The 16,979-nt window shown below is 62.5% G+C and carries 21 protein-coding genes and 1 tRNA gene; 12 read left to right on the plus strand and 10 right to left on the minus strand.

Annotated elements, in window-relative coordinates:
• The 7 genes from E4662_RS24040 to E4662_RS08195 form a co-directional block, all read left to right on the plus strand.
• Positions 1 to 587 (plus strand): hypothetical protein (locus E4662_RS24040; RefSeq protein WP_168797934.1); only part of this gene is annotated, 587 nt, incomplete at its 5' end.
• A complete protein-coding gene (locus E4662_RS08170; RefSeq protein ID WP_136441063.1) occupies positions 587 to 1,360 on the plus strand; it encodes a hypothetical protein in 774 nt (257 codons plus the stop codon). The genes E4662_RS24040 and E4662_RS08170, both read left to right, overlap by 1 nt.
• Positions 1,344 to 1,667, plus strand: a complete 324-nt coding sequence (locus tag E4662_RS08175; protein WP_136441064.1) for a hypothetical protein — start codon at positions 1,344 to 1,346, stop codon at positions 1,665 to 1,667. The genes E4662_RS08170 and E4662_RS08175 overlap by 17 nt, the downstream gene beginning before the upstream one ends.
• 27 nt (positions 1,668 to 1,694) lie before the next feature.
• Positions 1,695 to 1,955 carry a hypothetical protein gene (locus tag E4662_RS08180; protein WP_136441065.1) on the plus strand — a complete coding sequence of 87 codons (261 nt, stop codon included), beginning with the start codon at positions 1,695 to 1,697 and terminating at the stop codon, positions 1,953 to 1,955.
• A gap of 59 nt (positions 1,956 to 2,014) precedes the next feature.
• Positions 2,015 to 2,830: a lysozyme gene (locus tag E4662_RS08185; protein ID WP_136441066.1), complete on the plus strand. Its 816-nt coding sequence runs from the start codon at positions 2,015 to 2,017 to the stop codon at positions 2,828 to 2,830.
• Positions 2,827 to 3,057, plus strand: coding sequence for a hypothetical protein (locus E4662_RS24045; RefSeq protein WP_168797935.1), 231 nt, complete (start codon positions 2,827 to 2,829; stop codon positions 3,055 to 3,057). Before E4662_RS08185 ends, E4662_RS24045 begins: the two co-directional genes overlap by 4 nt.
• A gap of 357 nt (positions 3,058 to 3,414) precedes the next feature.
• Entirely contained in the window at positions 3,415 to 4,227 is an 813-nt protein-coding gene (locus E4662_RS08195; RefSeq protein ID WP_136441067.1) for a DNA adenine methylase, read from the plus strand.
• Positions 4,228 to 4,372: 145 nt separating this feature from the next.
• On the opposite strand, the gene E4662_RS08200 is transcribed toward E4662_RS08195, so the two are convergent.
• From E4662_RS08200 to E4662_RS08215, 4 genes are all read right to left on the minus strand, one after another.
• Positions 4,373 to 4,462 (minus strand) — tRNA-Ser (locus E4662_RS08200).
• Positions 4,463 to 4,678: 216 nt separating this feature from the next.
• Entirely contained in the window at positions 4,679 to 5,968 is a 1,290-nt protein-coding gene (locus E4662_RS08205; protein WP_136441068.1) for a PQQ-dependent sugar dehydrogenase, read from the minus strand.
• 28 nt (positions 5,969 to 5,996) lie between these two features.
• Entirely contained in the window at positions 5,997 to 7,511 is a 1,515-nt protein-coding gene (locus tag E4662_RS08210) for an aldehyde dehydrogenase (NADP(+)) (RefSeq protein WP_136441069.1), read from the minus strand.
• Positions 7,512 to 7,706: 195 nt separating this feature from the next.
• On the minus strand, positions 7,707 to 8,618 hold the full coding sequence (locus E4662_RS08215) for a Gfo/Idh/MocA family protein (RefSeq protein ID WP_136441070.1): 912 nt from the start codon (positions 8,616 to 8,618) through the stop codon (positions 7,707 to 7,709).
• 230 nt (positions 8,619 to 8,848) lie between these two features.
• On the opposite strand from E4662_RS08215, the gene E4662_RS08220 reads away from it, so the two are divergent.
• On the plus strand, positions 8,849 to 9,190 hold the full coding sequence (locus E4662_RS08220) for an immunity protein Imm33 domain-containing protein (RefSeq protein WP_136441071.1): 342 nt from the start codon (positions 8,849 to 8,851) through the stop codon (positions 9,188 to 9,190).
• A gap of 7 nt (positions 9,191 to 9,197) precedes the next feature.
• Here E4662_RS08220 and E4662_RS08225 read toward each other — a convergent pair whose 3' ends face one another.
• The 6 genes from E4662_RS08225 to E4662_RS08250 form a co-directional block, all read right to left on the minus strand.
• Positions 9,198 to 9,884, minus strand: a complete 687-nt coding sequence (locus E4662_RS08225; protein WP_136441072.1) for an ABC transporter ATP-binding protein — start codon at positions 9,882 to 9,884, stop codon at positions 9,198 to 9,200.
• Complete coding sequence (locus tag E4662_RS08230; RefSeq protein WP_136441073.1) at positions 9,881 to 10,630, minus strand: ABC transporter ATP-binding protein; 750 nt, start codon at positions 10,628 to 10,630, stop codon at positions 9,881 to 9,883. Before E4662_RS08230 ends, E4662_RS08225 begins: the two co-directional genes overlap by 4 nt.
• Complete coding sequence (locus E4662_RS08235; RefSeq protein ID WP_136441074.1) at positions 10,623 to 11,606, minus strand: branched-chain amino acid ABC transporter permease; 984 nt, start codon at positions 11,604 to 11,606, stop codon at positions 10,623 to 10,625. Before E4662_RS08235 ends, E4662_RS08230 begins: the two co-directional genes overlap by 8 nt.
• Before the next feature lie 97 nt (positions 11,607 to 11,703).
• On the minus strand, positions 11,704 to 12,624 hold the full coding sequence (locus tag E4662_RS08240) for a branched-chain amino acid ABC transporter permease (RefSeq protein WP_136441075.1): 921 nt from the start codon (positions 12,622 to 12,624) through the stop codon (positions 11,704 to 11,706).
• Between the two features lie 131 nt (positions 12,625 to 12,755).
• Positions 12,756 to 13,889 (minus strand): ABC transporter substrate-binding protein, encoded by a 1,134-nt coding sequence (locus E4662_RS08245; protein WP_136441076.1) that lies wholly within the window; start codon positions 13,887 to 13,889, stop codon positions 12,756 to 12,758.
• Between the two features lie 28 nt (positions 13,890 to 13,917).
• Positions 13,918 to 14,154: an Lrp/AsnC ligand binding domain-containing protein gene (locus tag E4662_RS08250; RefSeq protein WP_136441077.1), complete on the minus strand. Its 237-nt coding sequence runs from the start codon at positions 14,152 to 14,154 to the stop codon at positions 13,918 to 13,920.
• A 149-nt stretch (positions 14,155 to 14,303) separates the two neighbouring features.
• Between E4662_RS08250 and E4662_RS08255 the strand changes: the two genes are divergently transcribed.
• From E4662_RS08255 to E4662_RS08270, 4 genes are all read left to right on the plus strand, one after another.
• Positions 14,304 to 15,152: an SMP-30/gluconolactonase/LRE family protein gene (locus E4662_RS08255; protein ID WP_136441078.1), complete on the plus strand. Its 849-nt coding sequence runs from the start codon at positions 14,304 to 14,306 to the stop codon at positions 15,150 to 15,152.
• A gap of 26 nt (positions 15,153 to 15,178) precedes the next feature.
• A complete protein-coding gene (gene tsaA, locus E4662_RS08260) occupies positions 15,179 to 15,646 on the plus strand; it encodes a tRNA (N6-threonylcarbamoyladenosine(37)-N6)-methyltransferase TrmO (protein WP_136441079.1) in 468 nt (155 codons plus the stop codon).
• A 230-nt stretch (positions 15,647 to 15,876) separates the two neighbouring features.
• Entirely contained in the window at positions 15,877 to 16,644 is a 768-nt protein-coding gene (locus E4662_RS08265) for an urease accessory protein UreD (RefSeq protein WP_136441080.1), read from the plus strand.
• A 15-nt stretch (positions 16,645 to 16,659) separates the two neighbouring features.
• Positions 16,660 to 16,962, plus strand: a complete 303-nt coding sequence (locus tag E4662_RS08270; RefSeq protein ID WP_136441081.1) for an urease subunit gamma — start codon at positions 16,660 to 16,662, stop codon at positions 16,960 to 16,962.
• Positions 16,963 to 16,979: the final 17 nt, after the last annotated feature.

Raw genomic sequence — 16,979 nt, forward strand, 5'->3', positions numbered from 1 at the left:
TCGAAAACACCTTCACCGGAGCAGAAGGGGCCTTCGAGCGGACCACAAACGGGGCGCTGCATGGCGTCGTCAGCCGCACGTCGCAGGGCGGACACCGCGCCGGGATCTACGGGGCGGACGCAATCCGCGACTACCTTGCGAACAATCCGGGGCGCGAGGTCGCCATGTTTGTCTGGGCTGACGTGACCCGCGTGGCGACGGCCACGACAAACCTCTACTTCACCGGCATGGGCAACACGGCGGCCTTTGCCACAAACCGCCTTTTGCTTGGTTCTCTGAACAACACAACAGGGCCGCGCCAGAAGGCCCTGAACTCCAGCGGGTGGAGCGGATCGCCGAACGCCAATGCGAGCCTGAACGCAATCTACCAGGCGTTCTGGGGGAACGTCCCGCCCTACAACAGCCTGCGCTCCGATGATGGTCAGAGCTTCATTCTCTACCAGTACCATCTGATCGACGTTGCCGCGTCCGGCATGAGCTATGCGGAACTGCTGGCGGCGGATCAGGCAGCTTACACGGCCTTCTTTGGTGAAGGCGGGCGTGGCTTTGGGGATGCGACGGCGCTCGATCTGGGCAGCTATCCCTGATGGCGATCACCTACTTGGGTGAAGTGGCACAGGCGGGGACCGGCAAGACGGCCGACATCTCCGCCTTGCCCCTGCAGGCCGGTGACGTTCTGCTGATCCAGTGGTTCGGCGGGGCGAACACCCAACGCAACTTCGACATTGTCACGGATGTGGATGATGCAGTTCGGAACATTCATTCCAATGGCGTTGTCGATACTGTCGGTGCGGTAGGCGTTTTGACCATTGGCGCCAGCGTTCCGGCAGAGCTGACCTTTAGCGGTGCGGTCTACAGCGGTCACACAACCGGCTTCAATATCCGGGCTTATCGCGGCGTCGAAGCGGTTTCGTTCGCTGTTGTGAAGGCCGGTGGCAACAATCCGATTGCGGCCTCAACGGTGGACGTGACGCGGGACGGCTCTTTGGTGGTGGTCGGTGCCGCTTTGGTTCACCAGACCGGCAGTCGGGATCTGAGCCATCCCGAGCTGAGCGCGCAAACCGTGATCGGGCAGGACAGCACGTATGATCTGGTCGCCTGCACCGGGCAGATCACGCGCGACACCGGGGCGTATGCGCCAGCAGACTTTGCCACAGGGATCGCGAACCCGAAGACGTGGTTCACGTCCACCTTTCTGCTCACGCCTTTGGAAGACCCCGCGCCGGAACCTGATCCATCGGGGTTCGAGGGGCCGGTTGGGAAGGCGGCCACACACATGGCCACCGGCACTGCTTTGAAACATGCGGCCACCGGGCGCGCCAGAACATGGAGGGCGACGGCAAATGTCGGAACGCTATGACATCGAGGACTACACCAAAGGTGAAGCGCTGCCCTTTGAAATGCTGGCCCAAGACGGGGCGGGGGTTGCCGTTACAGCCGGTGACTTCGTTATGCGCATCCGTCGCTCCAAAGGCGGTGCTGCCGACGTCGAGGTCACCGGGGTGCACAGCGGCGACGGCCTTTGGCTCTTCAACGTGAGCGCCGCGCAAATGGCGGCTTTCGAGGTTGGAAAGGTGGCGTCCTATCAGATCTGGGACACGGCAAACCTTCGCGTCTTTCTCGAAGGCGGCATTCTTATCGGGCAACAAATCGACCCTGCGACTTGAGCGGGTTTCAAAGGAAGAGGACAGGCAATGAGTGAAACAACGTCGGAGAATCCGTTCTCGGATGCGGAGCGCAGAACGCTGCTCTCCTTGGCGGAGATGTTCCAGGACAAGAAGGAACGCGATCTGCTGCGCGACATCGTTCGGGATGGCACAACGCTGAGGGAAATCCTTCTCGCCTATCGGACGCAGCGCCGGTTGATCGCGTTCCTGAAAGCCTTCGGTGGGCTGATCGTGCTGGCCGGAGCGGCAGTCGCCGCGCTCAAGGGGTTAAACCTCTGGCCGAAGTGATTTGAACCAAAACTGACCGTTTTGCCCGCCTCAGAGCGGGCTTTTTTATGGAGGAAGCCATGAAACTTGTACCCAATGCCCGCGCCATCGCGGCGCGGTCCCATTCGATGTGGGCAATCTATCTCGGAATTGTCGTCCTCTGGTTGGGCGATGTGATCTATTGGATCACAGGCGTCGATACGAACCCGCGCGTCTGGTTTTGGCTGTCGATGGCCTGTTTTGCTTACGGCGTTTTCGGGCGCGTCTTGCGCCAGGGGATCGAGCATCCGAAGGATCGGAACACCTTCCACAGCCCGCCGTGGGTTGGGCTGATCGCTTTGATTGCCTTGCTTGGCGGCGGGATCTGGATGTCTCAGGAGCCGAGCGCGATCGAGCGTACAGAGGCCCAGCCGATCGAGGCAGAGGCCAGCCCCGATGCCACGCAAGCCTTCCTCGATCACGCTTTCCCGCTGGTCGCCAAATGGGAAGGGTTGCGGCTTGAGGCTTATCTCGATCCCGTGGGTATCCCGACCGTCTGCTATGGCGAAACCAAGGGCGTCAAGCTGGGCGACCGCTATACCGAAGCGGAATGCCGCGCGATGCTGGAACGTGAGCTGGTCAGCTATCGGACCGGGCTGCATGGCTACTTCTTGCCTGAGACCATCTCCGCGCGCCTGCCACCGACGCGAGCCGCCGCCTATGGGTCGCTGGCCTATAACGTGGGCGTAGCCGGGGCAGGGAAAAGCACCGCGACGCGCCGCCTGAACGCGGGTGACATTGCAGGCGGGTGCGAGGCGCTGACCTGGTGGAACAAGGCCGGAGGCCGCGTCCTGCGCGGCCTTGTGCGCCGCCGGGCGGAAGAGCGGGACCTTTGTCTGATCGGTGCGTCCGTATGATCAGGCTGGCAGTCTTGGGCGGTCTGTTGATCGCCCTCATTGGCGCGGGGCTGTGGCTGCACCAGTCCGGTCGCGCGGATCACGAAGCAGAAGTGGAGGCGGAGAATGCAAAAGCTGTTGGGCAAGCGATCCAGGCTGATCTTGGCCGCCGCGAGTGTGTTGACGCTGGCGGGGTGTTTCAGTTCGACACCGGGAAATGTGCCCGGTCTGAGCCAAGCTATCGGTGATGCGCTTCCGGGTGCTCAGGGGCTCACCCTGCAAGATCAGGAACGGATTGACGAAACCGTCGCTCGCGGCTGTGCGGCGAGGGTTTATGCGAAAGCCCGCTGTGCGGAGCATACCTCCGCCAGCGCATCGAGGCGGGCGGAGCTGAACAAAAAGAGTTCTTCAGAAAGTGGGCGTGCCTCGAACTTAATCGCCGGGTGGTAGCAGGTAGTAGGAGGAACGTTTCCAATTTTGGGGGCAGGTGGTGCGCCAACACCACCCACCACGGGGTCCACGGTCAAATGACCCCCGCCGACGAACATTCATCAGAATCGTCGCCCATGCTCACGTGAGCAAGGCGACCTTACTAATGAAAAATCATGACACAACAGTACGTAGGCGCTGCTGCGCCAGTCGCCCCGTGGATGGGCGGTAAGTCGAAGCTCGCAAAAACGCTTATCGAGCGCATAGAGCGGATTCCCCATCAAACCTATGTCGAGCCATTTGTTGGTATGGGTGGCGTGTTTTTGCGGCGCGCCTACCGACCCAAGGTCGAGGTGATCAACGACGCCAATGGCGAGATCATCAACCTGTTTCGTATCCTACAGAGACACTATCCGCAGTTCATGGATACGCTGAAGTATCAGGTATCCAGCCGTCGCGAGTTTGAGAGGCTTCGGAAGTGCGATCCGTCCACACTCACCGACCTGGAGCGCGCGGCGCGTTTTCTCTATCTGCAGCGACAGGCATTCGGTGGCAAAGTGGATGGTGTCTTCGGAGTAGCGGTGGATCGTCCTAGCCGGTTTGATATTACGCAGATCGCCAAGCATTTGGAGGCTGCACACGAGCGGCTGTCCGGTGTCGTTTTCGAGAACTTGGACTGGGCCGACATTCTGGCGCGCTATGACGGGCGGAACACACTGTTCTATCTTGACCCGCCATACTTCGGAAACGAGCAAGACTACGGTGACGCATTTTCTCGCGATCAGTTCACTCTGATGGCTGATCTGCTTAAGTCGAGCCAGGGCGAGTTTGTACTGTCGATTAACGACACGCCTGAGATACGAAGTCTTTTCGAATGGGCTGTGATTGATGAGGTTCGATTGACCTACACAGTATCGCGTGAAGGTGGGGGCGGCAGACGCAGGGAATTGATAGTCAGCAAGACTGAGACTCCAGCAGGGCTGTTCTGAAAGCGAAATCCGTAGAATCCGTTTTGCCAATTTCTTGCCAAAACGTGGTGCGAGTTCCCACGATGTTCTGGGAAGTTTCGCGAAAACTAGAACATCGCCCCGCAGGGGGCGGTTTTCTTCATGTATCTGTTTTTATTGAGGTTTATGGCGGAGACGAAGGGATTCGAACCCTCGAGACGGTTTCCCGCCTACTCCCTTAGCAGGGGAGCGCCTTCGACCACTCGGCCACGTCTCCGCCGACGGGTATAACCATCCAAGCAACGGCTGCACAAGGCAAAAAACGCAGCTTTGCAAATTCTTGGGCGGCGGCGTTTAAGCCTCTGAGGATATTTTGAAAATTTCCCTGTCTGGCCCGGTCATAGACCCGGTCCCGCTGCATACGGACCACAAAAGCGCACATATGCAGCGGCGTTCCGCCGTTGCCAGGGGGGCGGGTTGCGCGGGAGGGCGGTCAATCGGCCGCTGTGACCCGCCAGATGATGTCGCCCACGTCGTCTGCCATGAGCAGCGATTTGCGGTCCGCGCCGAGTGTCACGCCAACCGGGCGACCATAGGCGAGCTTTTCGTCCTCTGACAGGAAACCGGACAGGATATCGCGCGCGGGGCCGCTGGGTTTGCCGTTCTCGAACGGGATGAAGATCAGCTTGTAGCCGCTCAATTTCGAGCGGTTCCACGATCCGTGCTGGCCGATCACCATGCCGTTTCCAAAGCCGGGCAGGGTGCCTTCTGGCATCCAGCACAGGCCGAGCGAGGCCGTGTGCCCGCCGAGCGCGTAGTCGGGCGTTGTGGCGCTGGCGACCTTTTCGGGATCCTGCGGCACACGGTCATCCACGATCCGGTCCCAGTAGCAATAGGGCCAGCCGTAGAAACCGCCGTCTTCCACGGATGTCAGGTAGTCGGGCGGTGTTTCGTCCCCGAGGCCGTCGCGTTCGTTGACCACGGTCCACAGCTTGCCTGTCTCAGGCTCCCAGGCCGTGCCGACAGCATTGCGCAGGCCAGAGGCAAAGATGCGGGCCTTGCCGGTGGCGATGTCTAGCTCCCAGATCGCGGCGCGGCCTTCCTCGGCCTCCATGCCCTGATCGCCAATATTGGAAAGCGAGCCGACACCGGCGTAAATTTTTGTGCCATCAGGAGAGGCAATGAGGCTGCGGGTCCAGTGACCGTGCGGCTTGAACGAGACCAGCGGTGTGCCGTCCCCGGCCAGCGGCTGTCCGGGGGTGTAGTTGAACACGCGAATGCCATCCGTGTTGCCCAGGTAGAAGCGCTCGTCCACCAGTGCCATGCCGAAGGGCTGGTTCTGATTCTCGACAAACACCTCGCGGATTTCGGCCACGCCATCGCCATCCGCGTCGCGCCAGAGGGTGACGCGGTTGGCGCTTTTGCCGATGGCCTTCACGCGTTTCATGGTGGCCTGCGCGGCGCGGTCCATCAGGGTTTTGGGCGGGCCGGGTTCTTCCTTGGATTCGGCCACCAGAACATCGCCATTGGGCAGCACCTCGATCCAGCGCGGATGATCAAGGCCGGAGGCAAAGGCGTTGACCTTCAGGCCCGGCGCACAGGTGGGCAGATGGCCATCTTTCCAGCCTTCGGCCACCGGCATTTTCAGCGTCATGATACCCTGTGAACGGGCTTCGGGGATGTCGGGCGCCGCGCCGAAAGCCTGATGGCGGGGCGCGCCGATGCTGCGGACAAGGGCAACGGTGCCGCCGACAAGCGCGGTCACTTTGGCCATCATGCTCATTGTGTGGTCCTCTACTTCAGCGGATTGGTCAGGTGAGATCGGCAGGCAGGAGCGCGTCCGGCAGGTTCTGATAGCACACGGGGCGCAGGAAACGGCGGATCGACAGCGTGCCAACGGAAGTGGCGCCAAAGTTGGTAGAGGCGGGGTAGGGGCCGCCGTGTACCATGCTGTCGGCCACTTCGACGCCGGTCGGAAAGCCGTTGACCAGAATGCGTCCGGCCTTGCGTTCCAGAATCGGCATCAGGCGCTGGCCAAGCGCCGTGTCGCCTGCGTCCATGTGCAGGGTGCAGGTGAGTTGCCCTTCGAAACCGCGCGCGAGCGTCTCCATCTCATCGGGGTTTTCGACCCGAACCACGAGGCCGAGCGGGCCAAAGACCTCTTCGCCAAGCGCATGATCCTGCAGGTAATTTCCCGCATCGGTCTGATAGAGGTTGGGCGAGGCATTGCGCCCTTCGCTGTCCGTCACCAGAACCGGCTCTACCGCATTGCGCCCGTCAAAGCGGCTTTTGCCGTCCTTGTAGGCCTGTGCGATGCCATCGGTGAGCATACATTGGGTCTGAACGCCCTTGAGCGCCTCTGCCGCGGCAGAGACAAAAGCATCGCCCTCCGCGCCTTTCTGAACCACGGCAATGCCGGGATTGGTGCAGAACTGTCCCGCACCCATGGTGAGCGATCCGGCCCAGCCGGTGCCGATCTGTGCGCCGCGCGTCTTGAGTGCGTCCGGCAGGATGAACATTGGATTGACGGAGCCTAGCTCGCCAAAGAAGGGGATCGGCTCCGGGCGCTGCGCGCACAGGTCGAACAGGGCGCGGCCCCCGCCCAGCGATCCGGTAAAGCCGACGGCTTTGATCAGCGGATGCTGCACAAGGGTGGTGCCCACGTCGCGTTTGCCGCCCTGGATTAGCGAGAACACGCCTTTCGGCACGCCGGTCTTTTCAATCGCTGCATGGATGGCCTCTGCAATGATTTCACCGGTGCCGGGGTGGGCGGAGTGACCTTTGACTACAACAGGACAGCCAGCGGCCAAAGCAGCGGCCGTGTCGCCCCCCGCCGTGGAGAAGGCCAAAGGAAAGTTGGACGCGCCAAAGACGGCGACCGGGCCGATCGGGCGTTGCACCATCTTGAGATCAGGCCGGGGCAGGGGCGCACGATCGGGCAGGGCGGCGTCATGGCGGCGGTCAAGATAATCACCGCTCAGAATGTGCGATGCAAAGAGCCGAAGCTGGCCGGTCGTGCGGCCGCGCTCGCCTTGCAGGCGTGCCTCCGGCAGGCCGGTTTCCTCGCAGCCGATCTGGGTGATGGCATCGCCGCGCGCTTCGATCTCATCCGCGATGGCGTTCAGAAAGTCTGCGCGCGTCTGACGGCTGCTATAGCCGAAAGTCCAGAAGGCCTCTTCAGCGGCCTCGCAGGCCTGATTTACCAAGTCCGGCGTGCCGACGGAAAAGGCGTGCGCCGCGCCGGAGGATGGCTCGGACAGGAAAGTCTGCTCGGAGGCGACCCAGTCGCCCGCAATCAGGTGTTTGCCATGCGGTTTGAACGTCATTTGTTAATCTCCCGTGTCGCGCGCCACTTTCCCGGACCGCCGGGCAGAGGCTTTGTCGCTGGCGAGGCACTTCAAGCGGTGTTTGCTCCACCTGTGGCTCGGCTTCGTGGTTAGAGGTATAGGTTTGTAATCGATTACGCCAGTCTGCAAAAAAGCCCGCCGCTCTGCGTGGCCCTTGCCGCGCCCGGCCCGTTTTCAGAAATCAAATGGCTCGACTGTCTCCCGCCGCCCGAGCATATGGGCGTCCGCCACATGCACTAGCGGGCTGAGATCCATGTCGATGGCTCCGGCCCGCACCAGATCCGCCATTTGCACATAAAGACGGGGGTATTCGCCAAGCGCCGGTTGACCGTCGTCATGGTCAGCGCCGTCGATCTCCATCCGCGCGCCGCCATCGCGCAGGGCAAGCGTGCCGTCTGGTGTGTCCACCTCGATATCCCAGACATCCCGATCCTCTTCGCGCCAATCAAACTCGGCGGAGGTGTTGCCGGTGAAAGAGAGCCGCGCCGCAATCGGCGTCTGCCGGTTTTCAGGGTATGCCAGTGTCGCAGAGCGCAGATGCACCGGGGCAGGGAGGATTTCCGTGAGAATGCTCAGCCCGTTGATGCCGGGATCAAACACACCCATGCCGCCCGGCTCAAACACCCAATCCTGACCGGGATGCCATTTGCGCACGCTCTCGCGCCATGTGACATGGGCACGGGTGATGGACTTGTCCTGAAGCCACGCCTTGGCACCCTGCACCTTGTCCGCAGCGCGCGAATGCCATGTGGCAAAGAGACTGACCCCGGCGGCGCGCGCCATGGCTTCCAGCGCATGACACTCTGCCAAAGACGCGCCGGGCGGCTTTTCGAGCATCACATTGCGCCCCGCCGCGATGGCTTTGGCGGCGAAGTCAAACCGGGGCACCGGCGGCATGCAGAGCGAGACGGTTTCAATGTCCGGATGCGCGGCCAGCATGGTGTCCAAATCGGTGAACGCCGGAACGCCGGGTACAGAGCCATGCCGCGAGCAGGTCGCGGCCAGCTCCCAATCCTCACTCCCGGCAATCGCGGGCACGTGCTGGTCGAGGGCAATCTTGCCCACGCCGATCAGAGCGATCTTCATTGCGGCATGTCCTTCTGGTCGCGGAAGGCCGCCTGCGCTGGGTCTGCGATCAGACTGTGGCCCTCCTGTTAGTGCTAACGGGATGCCGTGCGGACGCGGGAATGTCCATGGTTGAGAGGTGGGAAAATTTCGAATTGGCTCCGGATCCCAGCTCGATTGTGCCAAACGCTGGACAGCAGCGCCCTGCCATACCAAGGTCGCGTCACGCGTGATGAGTTTGGAGACCGGTCATGTGGGTCAAACAACAAAGAGAGATATGCGCCCGCTGGGAAAGCCCCTTTGTCGAAACCGCTATGGCGAGCTTTGTCGGCGTTGCAAAAACCGCGTGGCAGTTTGAAATGCCTCTGAATGGCCTGCGTCACCCGGTGGCGGGAAGCAACAGCGGCTGGTTCCTTTGGGGTGGTTCGGAGCTCTCCGAAGCGCCTGACTTTTTCGAACCTTGCCATGTTTCACATATCGCGGAGGGTCTACCGCTGTTGATGCCGTATCTCGGACTTGCGCCGGGGTGGCGTTTCCTTGTGACCCCAAGTTACGAGGATGTCTGGTTCGATGAGGCATTGCTGGCGGTGTAGCGCGTCCTCAAACCCCCAAATACCGCTCCGCGATCTCTCCGGAGATCCCCTCCGGCTCCCCGGTCCAAACTGATTTGCCGCGCTCAAGGATCACCGCCCGATCCGCCACGGCGCTGATCTCGGAGAGCGATTTGTCGATGATGAGCATTGCCATGCCGGTCTCTGCCTTGAGCTTCGTCAGCGCGGCCCAGATCTCCTGCCGCACAATCGGCGCAAGCCCTTCTGTCGCTTCATCCAGCACGAGCAGGCGCGGGTTGGTCATCAGTGCCCGCCCGATGGCGAGCATCTGCTGCTCGCCGCCCGACAGGCTGCGGGCAATCTGACCTTGCCGCTCCGTCAGGCGTGGAAACAACGCGCCAACGCGCTCTGCATCCCAATGACCGGGCCGCGCGGCTGCCACAAGGTTTTCAAGCACGGTGAGGTCTGCGAAACAGCGCCGCCCCTCCGGCACAAGGCCTATCCCGAGCCGCCCTGCCTGATGCGCGCGCAAGCCGTGCAGGTCCTGTCCGGCAAACCGCAAGTCTCCGGAAGAGACCATCATCCGGCACAGGCATTTGACGGTTGTCGACTTGCCCATGCCATTGCGGCCCATGAGCGCCAGCACCTCGCCCTCGTCAATCTCCAGATCAACGCCGAACAGCGCTTGCGACGCGCCATAGCGCGCCTCCAATCCTCGGACCGTCAGAAGACTCATGTCTCGCCCCCCAGGTAGGCGTCCTGCACGGCCCGGTTGGCGCGGATTTCTTCGACCGTCCCGGTTGCGATCACCCGGCCATAGACCAGCACGCTGATCCGGTCCGCGAGGGCAAAGACCGCGTCCATGTCGTGCTCCACCAACAGGATCGGGGCCTCATGGCGCAACTGATCCAAAAGCCGGGTCAGCGCGGCGCTGCCCTCGGTCCCCAGTCCGGCCATCGGCTCATCCATGACAAATACCTTGGGAGCCATGGTCAGCGCCACGGCCACTTCCAACAGCCGCCTTTGCCCGTGCGACAGCTCTGCGGTGACACGCGCGGCCTGTTCGGTCAGACCCACGCGAGCCAAAGCCGCCTCAGCCCGTTCTCGTAGGGGTCGGTCCGAGAGCGCAGGCCGAAAGAACCGCCACGGCGAGCCGCCCGCGCCCAAAGCGCCGAGCAGGGCGTTCTGCAAAACCGAGTCTTCCATTGCCAATTGACTGATCTGGAACGACCGCGCCAGACCTTTGCGCGCGCGGACCTGCGGCGGCAGGGCAGTGACGTCCTCCCCATCCAGAAACACTGCACCCGAGTCCGGCACCAAAGCGCCGCTGATCTGCCCGATGAGCGTGCTTTTTCCTGCGCCATTGGGGCCGATGATGGCGTGAATCTCTCCGGGGCGCAGGTCCAGTGACACCGCATCAGAGGCCTTCAGCGCACCAAAGGATTTGGTGATCGCGCGGGTCTCCAGAACCGGTTCAGTCATGCGCCCGCGCCTTTCCAGCCAACACACCGATCAACCCGCCCTTGGCAAAGAGCACGATCCCAAGGAGCAGGAGCCCCAGGAACACATGCCAATAGTCGCTCAAGCCCCCAAGCCAATGCTCCAGCATCACAAACAGAACGGCGCCCACGACCGGGCCGAACAGCCGCGCCACGCCGCCGATGATGATGAAAACCATGATCTCGCCGGACAGCTGCCAGCTGAACATCGTTGGGCTGACAAACCGCGCCAGATCCGCGAAGAGCGCCCCCGCAAGCCCGGTGATCGCTCCGCTGATCACAAAGGCCACCAGCCGCAGGCGGAATGGATCAAGCCCCACGGCCTGCACCCGCTCCGGCGCTTGTCGCGCCGCGTTCAAAGCAAGGCCAAAGGGCGAACGGGCAAGCGCGGAACAAAACACAAGCACCACAAGCAGAACCACAAGGCACAGCCCGTAGAATTGGATCGGCACCAGCGTGTTTAACCCCGGAAACCCGTTTCGGACATAGATCGACAAGCCGTCTTCGCCGCCATAAGCGGCCCAACTGATGGTGAAGAAAAAGAACATCTGTCCAAAAGCCAGCGTGATCATGATGAAATAGACACCGGACGTGCGCAGCGAAACCGACCCGATCACCAGCGCCACCAGGGCTGAGGCGACAATGGAAACCAGCCAGATAATCGGCATGGACTTGGTGCCCTCGATCAGAACCGGCCACTCCATCAAAGGTGTATAACTTTGCGCATGGGAGGCCAAAACCCCCATTGCATAGCCGCCAATCCCAAAGAACACCGCATGCCCAAGGCTCACCAACCCGCCCAGCCCCAAAGCCAGATTGAGCCCAACGGCCGCAAGCGCCAACACCACCGCCCGCGTCGCAAGTGTAATGGTGAACGGCTCATCGGCCCAAACGGCCCACAGCGGTACGAGGACAAGGCCCGCAACAACCACCGCATTGATCACGGCTTCCCTGCTCATGTGCGGTATCCCGGTTTCTTTGTGCCAAAAATATCCCGGGGTCCGGGGCAGCGCCCCGAAAAGAGACCCCGCTCAAAGCGCTCGCACCACAGGTCCCTCATGCCCGCGCTCCAAACAACCCCGTGGGACGCCAGATCAGCACCAGCGCCATGAGGATGTAGATCGCCATGGACGCGAGCGATGCGCCCGTCTGCGTCGCCGCCGCCGGTTCCATGAACAGCTTGAACAACTGCGGCAGGAAAACCCCGCCCAGCGTGTCCGTCAGGCCAACCAGCAACGCGCCTATCAGTGCGCCTTTGATTGACCCGATGCCGCCGATGACGATCACCACAAAAGCCAGGATCAACACGGGCTCGCCCATGCCCACCTGCACCGATTGGATGGCCCCTACAAGCGCCCCGGCGAGGCCCGCCAACGCCGCTCCAAGCGCAAACACCATTGTATAGAGCCGGTCAATATCGACCCCAAGCGCCGCGATCATTTCCCGGTCGTTCTCGCCCGCACGGATGCGAATGCCAAGCCGCGTGCGCCCGATCAGCCAGAACAGACCGAGGGCCACGGCAAGCCCCACGCCAATGATTGCAAGCCGGTAGGCAGGGTAGAGAATGCCGAAAGGCAACGCGATGGGCTTCGAGAGCGCGTCCGGTGCGTCAAGGTACAGCGGGAAAGACCCAAAGAGCCAGCGCGTGCCTTCGGAGAAAATCAGGATCAGGGCAAAGGTCGCCAGAACCTGATCAAGGTGATCCCGCCCGTAAAGCCTGCGTATCACCACCCGTTCGATCAACGCACCGGCAAAGGCGGCCCCGGCCAGCGCCGCCACAAGCCCCAGCAGAAAACTCCCGCTCCAGGCAGCAACGGCGGCGGCAAAGAACGCGCCGATCATGTAGAGCGAGCCATGGGCGAGGTTGATCAACCCCATGACACCAAAAATCAGCGTCAGCCCGGCGGCCATGAGAAACAGCATCACGCCCGCTTGCAGCCCGTTCAGGACCTGTTCGATGAGGAGGGGGAGGGTCATGTTACAGTCAAAGTGGGGCCGGGGCACAGCCCCGGCCTACTAGACCGCCGCGCCAATGTTCTCTGTGTCACACAGACAAAACCCGCGCCGACGGCCCGTAGGTCGGGGCTTTGCCCCGACACCCCTTCAGATCACATCTTGCATTCAGCGCCATAAGGATCGGAATACCCCTCTGCCGCCGGGCCGACGAGACGGTTGGTGACGATCTCGCCTTCCTTGACCACCTCACGCATGTAGATGGTCTGGATCGGGTGCTGGTTTTCCGCGAAGGCAAAGTCCCCGCGCACCGACTGGAAGTCCGCCGCCTTCAAAGCGCCATGGAACGCCTCCGCGTCGCTGACATCCGCTTTTGCCACGGCTGAGGCCAGCAAAAGCCCTGTGTCAAAGCCTTGCGCCGCGTAGACAGACGGCAGGCGGCCATATTTCTCGGAAAAGCGCGCCACGAATTCGGCGTTGCCCGGCACGTCCAGATCCTTCGACCAATGCGCCGTGTTTTTCACACCCAAAGCCGCCTCGCCAATGGCCCCGAGGATGCCCTGGTCAAAGCTGAACGCCGGGCCGATCACGGGAATGTCCGCGCCCGAAGCCGCGTATTGCTTCATGAAGGAGATCCCCATGCCGCCGGGCAGGAAGTAGTAGAGCACATCCGCGCCTGAAGCCTTGATCTGGGCGATCTCGGCCGCGTAGTCGGTCTGGCCGAGCTTGGTATAGACCTCTGCCGCCACATCGCCGCCAAAGCCGCGCTTGAAGCCGGTCAGAGCATCCTTACCAGCCGGATAATTCGGCGCCATGATGAAAGCATTGCCAGAGCCGTCGCCTGCCGCATAAGCGCCGGCCGCCTCGTGAAACGCATCGTTCTGCCAGGCCACGTTGAAGTAGTTCTTGTGGCAGCCCTTGCCCGCAAGCGCAGACGGGCCCGCGTTCGGCGACAGATAAACCTTGCCCTGCGCCGTCGCCGCAGGCACCACCGCCATGGCGAGGTTGGACCAGATGATGCCGGTCAGCACGTCGACCTTCTCGGACTGGATCATCTTGTCGGCCAGTTGCACGGCGACGTCCGGCTTGCGCTGATCGTCCTCGATCACCACCTCGATGTCGTCGCGGCCAGATTGCTCGATCGCCAGCATGAAGCCGTCCCGCACGTCGATGCCAAGCCCTGCGCCGCCGCCCGAAAGCGTGGTGATCATGCCCACCTTCACATCCGCCTGCGCGCCTGCGGCCAGTGCCGCAAGGGCCGCGCCCATCATAATAGTCTTAAATTTCATTGTTTTTCTCCCAGTTGTGCGCCTGACCTCAGAACGCCCGGAACGTCAGCGTGGTCAGCGTGCGTTCGATGCCGGTGATATCCAGCAATCGGTCATTGATATATTTGCCCACGTCCTCACCTTCGGGGATGTAGAGCTTGACCATCAGGTCGTACTCGCCGCTTGTCGAATACAGTTCGGAATGGATCTCGCGCAGGACAATGTCACCGGCCACGCGGTACGCGGTGCCGGGGGTGCAGCGGATCTGGACGAAGACGCAGGTCATCGGGCGTTCCTCTTGGGTCAGTGTTGCGGGGCAGAGCGTTGCCCAGATCGCTTTGATTTTCCAGCCCTAAATCGCGCAGTGTCGGCAGGGCTTGCTCCGCGCGCCCGGATGTGGGCATCTGGACCGGTCGGAACGCAAGGGAGGCGCGCATGGCGGCAGATGTGATTTCAAAGACCCGCTGCGCGCTGGGCGAGGGGCCGCTGTGGCACCCGGAGCGCGCGGCGCTGTTCTGGTTCGATATAAAAGCGCACCGGCTTTACGAATGGGATGGCAGGGCGGAACGGCACTGGCAGTTTGACCGCGCCGTGTCTGCTGCGGGCTGGGTGGATCATGACACGCTGCTCGTGGCGACGGCGCGCGATCTTGTCCGGTTTGACCTGAAAGACGGGACCCAGACCCACGTTGCCGATCTTGAGCCGGATAACGCCGCGACCCGCTCCAACGATGGTCGCGCGGACCCTCAGGGAGGTTTCTGGATTGGCACCATGGGATATGAGGCCGAGCCGGGGCTTGGCGCGATCTACCGCTACTATCGCGGCGAGGTGCGAAAGCTGTTCCCGGATATCACCATCTCCAACGCCATCTGTTTCGCGCCGTCGGGCGATCTGGCCTATTTTGCCGATAGCGCCGAGGCCAAGGTCTGGCGTGTGGCACTGGATGCCGAGGGCTGGCCCAACGCAGCGCCAGAGGTGTTCCTTGATCTGGGCAAGGGCGGGATTACCCCCGATGGCGCGGTTGTTGATGCGCAGGGCAACTTCTGGAATGCGCAATGGGGCGCGGGGCGCGTGGCCTGTTATGGGCCTGATGGCGGCTTTGAACATGCCTTCCGGCTGCCCGCCAGCCAGACAACCTGCCCGGCCTTTGGCGGGCCAACGCTGACACGCCTTATTGTCACCTCCGCCGCAGGCGGCGCGCCAGACGGCGAGGCGCAGGCCGGGCAGACCTTTGCCATCGACACGCTGGTTACGGGCCAGCGCGAACATCAGGTGATCCTGTGAGCGGGCCGAAGCCACACCCCCGTGATATGCTGCGCGCGGGGGAGACGGTGCTGGACAACGCGTTGGGTTTTGATGCCGAGGTTACGTTCATCGGCACGATCCACACGCCGTTCAAGGAACGCGGGCAATGTCCGCGCCAGGGCGATGCAGAAGCAGGGCCTGACTGTACGATCACGGCGATCCCGGAGTTGGAACCGGCGCTTGCCGGGCTGGAGAGGTTCGACAGCGTGGAAGTGCTCTACTGGCTGCACCTCGCCCGGCGTGATCTGCTGACCCAATCGCCCAAAGCGGACGGCGCGGTGCGCGGCACGTTTTCCCTGCGCTCTCCGCTCAGACCCAATCCCATCGGAACATCCCGTGTGCGGCTGATCCGGCGGGAAGGAACGCGTTTGATCGTGCGCGGGTTGGATTGCCTCGACGGCACGCCGCTGATTGACCTGAAGCCGGATCGCTGCAGCTTCACGGTTCAGGCGCGGGCCAAAGGGTTGGATTGATTCAGTACCGCCCATTTTTCAGGCATTTTGCTTGATACTTGGGCGAAAACCTGCGGAGTGCCGGATTTTTCAGCGCAAAACGTGCTCCGAGGGGCGGGATGACTTGAGGCTCTGACCGGCTGGCGGGACGCTCCTGGGCGAAGACTCCGGAGCCCGCCATTCCTTACGATCAGACATCCCCGGCCCAATCCGCCCCCATCGCGCCGCAGCGCGCGCGCGGACGGGCGCATGTGACGGCCAAACGCCGCGACGGGCGCTCTGTCATCGGCGATCTGGCCATGTCGGGCAGCAGCAAGCTGTTGTTCCCGCGTGTGGCCAGTTCCGCGTTGGAAGCGGTCTACCTCAACTCATCGGGCGGGGTGACGGGCGGAGATGCCTTTGATCTGACCGCCGAGGCCCTGCCGGGGGCGTCGCTGCGGATGACCACGCAGGCGGGAGAGCGCATTTACCGCGCCGCGCCCGGTGCGCCGGGGCGGGTCGACACCAAACTCAGCGCAGGAGACGGCGCACAACTGATCTGGTTGCCGCAGGAGACTATTCTCTTTGACGGGGCCGCGCTCGACCGGCGGCTCACGTTTGACCTTGCGCCGGATGCGCGGCTTCTGGCCTCCGAAGTGCTGCTGTTTGGCCGCGAGGCAATGGGCGAGACGGTGCAATCGCTTTTCCTGCGGGATCGGATTGATCTGCGCATCGGCGGGGAACTGGTCTTTGCCGACCGGCTACGCCTCGATGGCGATGCTTCCGAGGTGCTCTCACGCTTCAATGTCGCGAACGGGGCGCTGGCCATGGCTTCGGTCCTTTGCGCTGCCCCGGAAGTGGCGGCGCGGCTGGATGCGCTGCGCGACGCCTTGCCTGAAACCGCGGGCGCGACGGCCCTCAGCGATGATCTGATTTTTCTGCGCCTGCTGGCCCCGAACGGCTTTGCCCTGCGCCGCAGCTTGATCCCGCTTCTCAAAGATCTGGCAGGCTCGGACCTGCCCCGCCCCTGGATGCTCTGAAAGAGACGAGACGACATGAACCTGACCCCCAGAGAAAAAGACAAGCTGCTGATCGCTATGGCCGCCGAGGTTGCCCGCAAACGTCTGGCGCGCGGCGTGAAGCTGAACCACCCCGAAGCGATTGCGCTGATCACCGATGCGGTGGTCGAAGGGGCGCGAGACGGTCGCTCGGTTGCCGACATGATGCAGGCCGGGGCGCAGGTGATCACGCGCGAGCAATGCATGCAAGGCGTGCCGGAGATGATCCACGAGGTGCAGGTGGAGGCAACCTTCCCCGATGGCACCAAACTGGTGACGGTGCACAACCCGATCCGGTGATTTTGGATATTTGGACA

Source organism: Pacificoceanicola onchidii (assembly GCF_004804335.1).
Classification (GTDB): Bacteria; Pseudomonadota; Alphaproteobacteria; order Rhodobacterales; family Rhodobacteraceae; genus Pacificoceanicola; species Pacificoceanicola onchidii.

Coding starts and splice junctions, on each gene's coding strand:
- E4662_RS08170 (WP_136441063.1), top strand. CDS start 587: ATGGCGATCACCTACTTGGGTGAAGTGGCACAGGCGGGGACCGGCAAG.
- E4662_RS08175 (WP_136441064.1), top strand. CDS start 1,344: ATGTCGGAACGCTATGACATCGAGGACTACACCAAAGGTGAAGCGCTG.
- E4662_RS08180 (WP_136441065.1), top strand. CDS start 1,695: ATGAGTGAAACAACGTCGGAGAATCCGTTCTCGGATGCGGAGCGCAGA.
- E4662_RS08185 (WP_136441066.1), top strand. CDS start 2,015: ATGAAACTTGTACCCAATGCCCGCGCCATCGCGGCGCGGTCCCATTCG.
- E4662_RS24045 (WP_168797935.1), top strand. CDS start 2,827: ATGATCAGGCTGGCAGTCTTGGGCGGTCTGTTGATCGCCCTCATTGGC.
- E4662_RS08195 (WP_136441067.1), top strand. CDS start 3,415: ATGACACAACAGTACGTAGGCGCTGCTGCGCCAGTCGCCCCGTGGATG.
- E4662_RS08205 (WP_136441068.1), bottom strand. CDS start 5,968: ATGAGCATGATGGCCAAAGTGACCGCGCTTGTCGGCGGCACCGTTGCC.
- E4662_RS08210 (WP_136441069.1), bottom strand. CDS start 7,511: ATGACGTTCAAACCGCATGGCAAACACCTGATTGCGGGCGACTGGGTC.
- E4662_RS08215 (WP_136441070.1), bottom strand. CDS start 8,618: ATGAAGATCGCTCTGATCGGCGTGGGCAAGATTGCCCTCGACCAGCAC.
- E4662_RS08220 (WP_136441071.1), top strand. CDS start 8,849: ATGTGGGTCAAACAACAAAGAGAGATATGCGCCCGCTGGGAAAGCCCC.
- E4662_RS08225 (WP_136441072.1), bottom strand. CDS start 9,884: ATGAGTCTTCTGACGGTCCGAGGATTGGAGGCGCGCTATGGCGCGTCG.
- E4662_RS08230 (WP_136441073.1), bottom strand. CDS start 10,630: ATGACTGAACCGGTTCTGGAGACCCGCGCGATCACCAAATCCTTTGGT.
- E4662_RS08235 (WP_136441074.1), bottom strand. CDS start 11,606: ATGAGCAGGGAAGCCGTGATCAATGCGGTGGTTGTTGCGGGCCTTGTC.
- E4662_RS08240 (WP_136441075.1), bottom strand. CDS start 12,624: ATGACCCTCCCCCTCCTCATCGAACAGGTCCTGAACGGGCTGCAAGCG.
- E4662_RS08245 (WP_136441076.1), bottom strand. CDS start 13,889: ATGAAATTTAAGACTATTATGATGGGCGCGGCCCTTGCGGCACTGGCC.
- E4662_RS08250 (WP_136441077.1), bottom strand. CDS start 14,154: ATGACCTGCGTCTTCGTCCAGATCCGCTGCACCCCCGGCACCGCGTAC.
- E4662_RS08255 (WP_136441078.1), top strand. CDS start 14,304: ATGGCGGCAGATGTGATTTCAAAGACCCGCTGCGCGCTGGGCGAGGGG.
- tsaA (WP_136441079.1), top strand. CDS start 15,179: ATGCTGCGCGCGGGGGAGACGGTGCTGGACAACGCGTTGGGTTTTGAT.
- E4662_RS08270 (WP_136441081.1), top strand. CDS start 16,660: ATGAACCTGACCCCCAGAGAAAAAGACAAGCTGCTGATCGCTATGGCC.